The organism is Alicyclobacillus tolerans (genome assembly GCF_900142255.1).
GTDB lineage: Bacteria > Bacillota > Bacilli > Alicyclobacillales > Alicyclobacillaceae > Alicyclobacillus_I > Alicyclobacillus_I tolerans.
Genome location: NZ_FRAF01000041.1, coordinates 1 through 7,021 on the forward strand (window position 1 = coordinate 1; position 7,021 = coordinate 7,021).

At 43.5% G+C, this 7,021-nt stretch carries 7 protein-coding genes; 2 read left to right on the plus strand and 5 right to left on the minus strand.

Annotated elements, in window-relative coordinates; genetic code table 11:
• Positions 1-550: 550 nt before the first annotated feature.
• On the plus strand, positions 551-1,402 hold the full coding sequence (locus BUA75_RS14845) for an aldo/keto reductase (RefSeq protein ID WP_072875364.1): 852 nt from the start codon (positions 551-553) through the stop codon (positions 1,400-1,402).
• A gap of 526 nt (positions 1,403-1,928) precedes the next feature.
• Here BUA75_RS14845 and arsC read toward each other — a convergent pair.
• From arsC to BUA75_RS16650, 5 genes are all read right to left on the minus strand, one after another.
• Positions 1,929-2,363 (minus strand): arsenate reductase (thioredoxin), encoded by a 435-nt coding sequence (arsC, locus tag BUA75_RS14850; RefSeq protein ID WP_072875365.1) that lies wholly within the window; start codon positions 2,361-2,363, stop codon positions 1,929-1,931.
• 15 nt (positions 2,364-2,378) lie between these two features.
• Positions 2,379-3,422, minus strand: a complete 1,044-nt coding sequence (gene arsB / locus BUA75_RS14855; RefSeq protein WP_072875366.1) for an ACR3 family arsenite efflux transporter — start codon at positions 3,420-3,422, stop codon at positions 2,379-2,381.
• Between the two features lie 15 nt (positions 3,423-3,437).
• Complete coding sequence (locus tag BUA75_RS14860) at positions 3,438-3,761, minus strand: ArsR/SmtB family transcription factor (protein WP_072875367.1); 324 nt, start codon at positions 3,759-3,761, stop codon at positions 3,438-3,440.
• A 156-nt stretch (positions 3,762-3,917) separates the two neighbouring features.
• Positions 3,918-5,405 carry an aldehyde dehydrogenase family protein gene (locus tag BUA75_RS14865; protein ID WP_072875368.1) on the minus strand — a complete coding sequence of 496 codons (1,488 nt, stop codon included), beginning with the start codon at positions 5,403-5,405 and terminating at the stop codon, positions 3,918-3,920.
• A 271-nt stretch (positions 5,406-5,676) separates the two neighbouring features.
• Positions 5,677-5,892 (minus strand): class I SAM-dependent methyltransferase, encoded by a 216-nt coding sequence (locus tag BUA75_RS16650; protein ID WP_370541907.1) that lies wholly within the window; start codon positions 5,890-5,892, stop codon positions 5,677-5,679.
• A gap of 582 nt (positions 5,893-6,474) precedes the next feature.
• Between BUA75_RS16650 and BUA75_RS14875 the strand changes: the two genes are divergently transcribed.
• The coding region (locus BUA75_RS14875; protein ID WP_165612047.1) for a hypothetical protein at positions 6,475-7,021 on the plus strand (547 nt) is incomplete at its 3' end.

A 7,021-nucleotide genomic window follows, 5' to 3' on the forward strand; every position in this document is an offset into this window, starting at 1 on the left:
GGTTGGTGGTGGATTGACGCTATCGCGGCACTGGCACTTGTGTATTACGTCGTCAAAGAAGGTTGGGAAGCAGTACAAGAAGCGCGTGGTAAAGAAGATGCATGTGGATGTGGATGTTGCCATGATTGAGTGTTGAAAAAGACGAAGGAACTACCATACGTGATCGTTGTTATGGCACGGCTGTGCGATACATTATTCCATTATGAATACTAACAATCACGGGTATAAACCCGTGATTGATTACACGAGCGTTTTGAGCCCTTGCAGGGCAAGGAATGACAGAGCATAAAAAGGACTTCACCCCAACTTGGAGAAGTTTTCAAGTGACTAACCAGAAAACAACCGAGGGAGGAAGTCCACTTGTATCTTCTCCAAAAGTCTTTGTTTTCTTTTGAGTTGTGGTTGGAAATCGAACCCAGCGAGCGGTTGGCCCCTTTTGTCGCCCTTACGGGCTTTAAGCAACCAAACTGCCGAATCGGACATGAGTTTGCATAACGAAGTCAACAAGGTTTTGTGAACGCACTGACAACGGAACCATGGGAGGATTCATATGCAAAAGGTAACGCTAAACAATGGTGTGGAAATGCCGATTCTTGGTTTTGGCGTTTATCAGATTACGGATGCAACGGAATGTGAACAAAGCGTCTATGATGCGATTATGACAGGCTATCGTTTAATCGATACTGCCGCTTCGTATCTAAATGAAGAAGCGGTTGGCAGAGCAATCAAGCGAAGTGGTGTGCCCAGAGAAGAGCTATTCATCACGACAAAACTCTGGGTTCAGGACACTGGTTATGAGCACACCAAGAAGGCTTTCGAAAAGTCACTGCAACGATTGCAATTGGATTATTTAGACTTGTATCTCATTCATCAGCCTTTTGGCGACATTTATGGCTCCTGGCGTGCAATGGAGGAATTACACCGAGAGGGAAAGATAAGAGCCATTGGGATCAGCAACTTCCAGATGGATCGTCTCATTGACTTGATTATACACAATGAAGTCGTTCCTGCAGTAAATCAGGTGGAAACACACCCATTCTGCCAACAAATTGAAAGTGCCGAATTCATGAAGAAACACGGCGTACAGATTGAGTCATGGGGTCCTTTTGCTGAGGGGAGAAATGGCCTGTTTCACAATGCAGTTTTGGTATCCATCGCCGAAAAATACAATAAGTCCGTTGCACAAGTCGTCTTACGCTGGCTGATACAACGAGGGGTGGTCGTGATTCCGAAGTCTGTTCATAAGGAACGCATCATCGAAAACTTCACTGTCTTTGACTTTGAATTAAGCCAAGAAGATATGGAGAAGATTGCTACCCTGGATACGAAGCAAAGTATGTTCTTTTCGCATAACGACCCAGAAATCGTGAAATGGATTGGTACTCGTAAGTTGAATATCTGAGATTGAAGACAAATCACGAAGTGGTGGGTTGGGGCGGGCTTCCCTTGAACCTGTGCCCGTCTCAGCCTTACTATGTAACCACATAAAAAACCTCTGCTTCAAACAATAAACCCCTGCTTCAGACATAATAAACACCTGATACAAGCGGGAAAAGAGCGTGAGGCAAAACGGAGAAATCCTTGCCTGACAAGCCCTTTTCCCGTCTCTTTTGTCAGGACTTTATTTTCCCAAGAATAAAGTTGTGACAGGAAAAGACAGGGTTAAGGTGAGAAAAAAGGGAACTGCGTGCAAGACTTTATTATCACTGTTCACAATTGAGGACGGTAGAATGCGGGATGGAGGCGGGAAAAAAGCAGAGGATTTTTTGATGGGAACAAAAGTGTAGCCCAATAACAATCCTCTGCAATCTCGAATAATCATCTGCTCCAGAACAAGCAAAGATCTGATTCAAGCGGGAAAAGAGCGTGAGGCAAAACGGAGAAATCCTTGCCCGACAAGCCCTTTTCCCGTCATTTTTGTCAGGACGTCACAGTCTATCATTCATCTCTTCCTCCAAGAATTTTGCAACGCGCTCTTTAATGGCATCCCGCACTTCATGAAACTTCGCGGTAATTTCCTCTTCAGACCCCGTCGTTTTCGCAGGGTCTTCAAATCCCCAGTGCAAGCGATGGACGTGTGCTGGAGTGAAGGGACATTTATCATTGGCATCGCCGCAAAGCGTGATCACATAGTCGGCTTTGTTTAGAATCTCAGGGTCAATCAAATCGGACGTGTGATGGGAGATGTCCACACCTGCATCCTTCATCGCAGAGACGGCTCTTGGATTGAGACCGTGCGTTTCAATTCCTGCACTATGAACTTCAATTTTGTCCTTACCAAAATGTCTTGCCCATCCTTCTGCCATTTGACTGCGGCATGAGTTGCCCGTACACAAAAAATAAATGAGCGGTTTGTTTGCCATGAGAATTCCCTCCATTTAGGCTGTTACCTGTAGGAAATATTTTTTCTGGAAAATCAGTGCAAGCTTAACCAAAGCTAGCATGACAGGAACTTCAACCAAAGGCCCAATGACGGCGGCAAAGGCAGCTCCTGAATTGATGCCAAACACGCCAACGGCAACTGCGATGGCAAGTTCAAAGTTATTGCTTGCCGCCGTGAAAGACAGGGTACAAGTCACGGAGTAATCGGCGCCTGCCCGTTTACCCATGAAGAAGGACACCAAAAACATGACGACAAAATAGAGGAGTAGCGGAATGGCAATACGAACGACATCCATTGGCAACCGTACAATCAGGTTTCCTTTGAGCGAGAACATCACAATGATGGTGAATAACAGTGCAATCAGTGTAATCGGGCTGATTTTCGGTACGAAGTTCTTCTCGTACCAAGAACGCCCCTTTGCTTTGACGAAGATATAACGGGTAATCGCACCCGCTAAGAACGGGATGCCTAAATAGATGAAGACACTTTTCGCGACCTCAGCAACGGTAATGTGAATGATCATGCTCTGAAAACCCAGCCAGCGCGGAATCACTGTAACGAAAATATAAGCATAAACGGAATAAAATAGGACCTGAAAGATAGAGTTGAACGCTACGAGTCCAGCCGCATACTCCGCATTGCCCTTAGAAAGGTCGTTCCAAACAATGACCATGGCGATACAACGCGCCAACCCAATCATAATTAGACCAACCATGTATTCTGGATATCCACGAAGGAACACCAGGGCAAGAATGAACATTAAAACAGGTCCAATAACCCAGTTCTGAAGGAGAGAAAGCCCTAAGATTTTGCCATTTCGAAATACCTGACCTATCTCTTCATACCGTACTTTCGCAAGCGGCGGATACATCATCAGGATTAAACCAATGGCGATTGGAATAGATGTAGTTCCGACTTGCAATTGGTTCAGTCCGTTGACGAAATGTGGGGCTACGTACCCCAAACCAATCCCAACAGCCATTGCCGCAAAGATCCAGATGGTGAGATATCGGTCGAGAAAAGATAACCGTTTACCCAATGGTTTTCACGCTCCTTAATCGCACTGCACGAGCAAACCCTGTTGTTCAAGTTGCCGTAGCTCTTCGGACAAGTCAGGTAAGTTCGTCAGAGATATTCCGATTTCATTCAAACGATCGCGGTTCAAGGAATAAAACACCCACATTCCTTTGCGAGACTCCTTAACCAAATCTGCGTTCTTTAAGCGACTCATGTGTTTTGAAACAGCTGGCTGTGAGATCTCAAATAAAGGAACCAGTTCACACACACAGCAATCACGAATTTGAAGTAGTGCAATAATTTTCAATCGAGTTGGATCGCTGAGAGCTTTCAGCGTATCAGCAAGCTGGTCAAAGTTCATGAAATCACCTCACAACCAACATTATAACCATATGGTTATAATGTTTTCAATTAAGGTATCATCATATCATGGTTAGGAAAATGAAAAAGGCCTCGCAAGGGACGAGGCCGATCATAAAATAACTTCAATTTCCAAAATTTGATAAACGAAGAGAGTTTAACTTAAGCTAATCCAGACATCTTTTACTTCAGTATAGTTATTCAAAGCATACGAACCCATCTCACGACCAATTCCCGACTGTTTATATCCACCAAATGGTGCTGCAGCATCAAAAGCGTTGTAGCAATTGACCCAAACAGTACCTGCTTTTAATTTGCTAGCGACATAATGAGCATTTCGCACATTCTCTGTCCATAAACCAGCAGCTAAACCATAATCTGAACGGTTGGCTCGTTCGATGACTTCGTCAAGATCTTCAAAGGGCATTGCTGCTACCACTGGGCCAAAAATTTCTTCTTTAGCGATGGTCATTTCATCTCGAACATTGGCAAAGATGGTGGGGGCAACAAAATAACCTTGTTCAGTTGGACAATGGCCACCCACAAGAAGTTCAGCACCATCGTTGACACCACTTTCAATATAGCCAAGGACTTTAGCTTGCTGTTCATCCGAAACGAGGGGGCCCATGCTTGTATCCGGATCAATACCCTGACCTTGACGAATATTTTTAGTCATGGAAACTAAATCAGCCACTACGTTATCATATGCTTTTTTTTGAATGAACAAACGTGAACCGGCACAGCACACCTGCCCTTGATTGAACATGATACCCATCAGCGAACCAGGTACTGCTCTTGACAAATCGGCATCGGGCAGAATGATATTCGGAGATTTTCCACCCAACTCAAGAGTGACACGTTTCAGAGTCTGGGCAGCTTGTCGCATAATGAGTTTGCCCACTTCGGTCGATCCGGTAAAAGCGATTTTGTCGACCTGCGGATGGTCCACTAATGCTGCACCTGCAGTTTCACCAAATCCAGGAACAACATTGACGACACCATCAGGAAAACCAGCTTCTTGAATTAAGGTTGCCAGATACAAGGCTGAGAGAGGAGTTTGTTCAGCGGGCTTTAATACTACTGTGCATCCCATGGCCAATGCAGCTCCTAACTTCCAAGCGGCCATCAGCAATGGAAAGTTCCAAGGGATGATTTGACCCACGACTCCAACAGGTTCATGTCTAGTATAGTTGAAAAAATTTCCTGACACAGGTATGGTTTGGCCAACAATTTTAGTAGCCCAACCTGCATAGTAGCGGAAATGTTCAATGGCGAGGGGAACGTCAGCATGTAGGGTTTCCCGGATAGGTTTGCCATTATCTAAGGTGTCAATTTGAGCTAGTTCAACTTGGTGTTTTTCCATAAGGTCTGCAAGTTTGTAAAGGAGCCGACTGCGTTCTGCACCGCTCATGGTTGACCATGGTCCTTCATCAAAAGCTCGACGGGCTGCTTTTACGGCTCTGTCGATATCGGCTGATTCTGCTTCCGATACAACTGCTAATACTTCTTCAGTTGCAGGATTGATGGTATGAAATGTTTTGCCTGACAAAGAAGGGACAAAACGGCCGTCTATAAACAATTCTTTAGTTCCTTGAAGAAATTCATGTACCTTTCCTTGGATAGAGCTAATTTGATTAACAGACATTTTTTGCTCCTCCTTTCAATTTAACAAGAGCAATCAGAAAACGCTTACACAATTATTCTATATCTCGCCTGGATATGAGTCAATTGGGAATGATGTCGAATAATAGTTATTTCAGAATATTTGAACGAAAAACTTTATCTACTATACATGATTGAAAAAAGTTTGCCATGATTCCTATGCAGGATTTAGATGTAAATTCGAAGGTCTTCTTCATGCCTAAAGGAGAACCCAACTCAAGCATAGGTATCATGAGTTTGAGTTCATAGAATTATCAAACCTTCCAGTACTCTGCAAGCATTCCAATTGATTCATTCTCCTTGATGTAGTATGTGCCACCAGGCTTCAAGTATCGATATATCACTTTTGCCCATTCGTTAAGACTTTCAAGCCAACAAAGTATCCAATAAGAGGTGAACACAATGTCCAAATTTTCATTCAGAACCGTTGGCAACGAAAAAATATCAAAACAGACGAATTGAGCGTCCAGTCCAGCTTCGCTTTGTAATCTCTAGGGCTTTATCTTATAAGTCGACACCAGCTACCTTCGTCCCCCTGCGGGTCAATGTTAGAGAATTAATCCCGAAATGACATTACAGATGTAGGAATTACTTGACATCGACGTTTGGCGATTCCAGCTGTTCTAGCGGTTTATCGTAGAGCGTCTGCACAAATTACATAAATATAAAGAACTTGGTATATCCAAGTGCCAAGTTATCAGAGTTATGTCATGCGAACGCTATGAGATCCCCAGTTCCATCCAAATACATATGCTTTGCGAACACAAAAAAATAAATAATGAAAAAAGTATTGATTATTGATTTGGGATGCGTTACTATACATTCAGGTGTTCTTAATAATGAATATATTTTATTTTGAAGAACACCATTGAAGGATTCTGGGGTTTCGCTTACTCACGTACTCATTGCTCGGTAAAGGGTAAAGGGATATAGAGAGAGCTGAGCACATTCACAGTCAAAGGCATTCCAGAAGCCGTGATTTAATCTAGCTATATGTTCTGTTTAATGAATAAGTTTTTATTTTAAGAACATATGGAGGGCGGGAGTTTACAGTGTCTCAAAAAGATTGGTTTCCTGTTCAGGGAGGCATGACCCGTCGGGCTATTCGGCATTTAGTGAAGCGCCGCAGTAGACGCCGTATGATTCGAAAAATGGGCTCACTGGTAGCCGTTGGTACTGGGCTCATAGCAGGCTTTTTGGCTTTCCAAACATCCAGTCTTAGGCTGAACGAATCATTTGCCCTTTTAACGGATGAAACAGCGGTACCTGCTACACAAACATTTTCTGTTTTAGCGATATTTCCGAATGAAGTCCAGTCCCTTTTAGAAACTTATGGAAGACAACTTAAAAAATCACCGAGTAGTTCATCTATCAGTGTAATTCAGAAGGAACTGAACTCTTTGAAATCAGATTTACAAATAGACGTTGCGCAGATAGGAGATCCTGAACCTGGTTGGCTTACTACTGACATAAACCAGGTGATGGATTTGCAAAAATTAGCAAGCAAAGAGCAAACAGTTCAGCAATCAAGTATAGCAAAAGTTTCAAGTTTGCAGTCAGGAACATCGACAGAAGCAACATCGACAGAAGCAACATCGA

Excerpts from the sequence above, each read along its gene's own strand:
- BUA75_RS14845 (WP_072875364.1), top strand. The coding sequence starts at position 551 with ATGCAAAAGGTAACGCTAAACAATGGTGTGGAAATGCCGATTCTTGGT.
- BUA75_RS14860 (WP_072875367.1), bottom strand. The coding sequence starts at position 3,761 with ATGAACTTTGACCAGCTTGCTGATACGCTGAAAGCTCTCAGCGATCCA.
- arsC (WP_072875365.1), bottom strand. The coding sequence starts at position 2,363 with ATGGCAAACAAACCGCTCATTTATTTTTTGTGTACGGGCAACTCATGC.
- BUA75_RS14865 (WP_072875368.1), bottom strand. The coding sequence starts at position 5,405 with ATGTCTGTTAATCAAATTAGCTCTATCCAAGGAAAGGTACATGAATTT.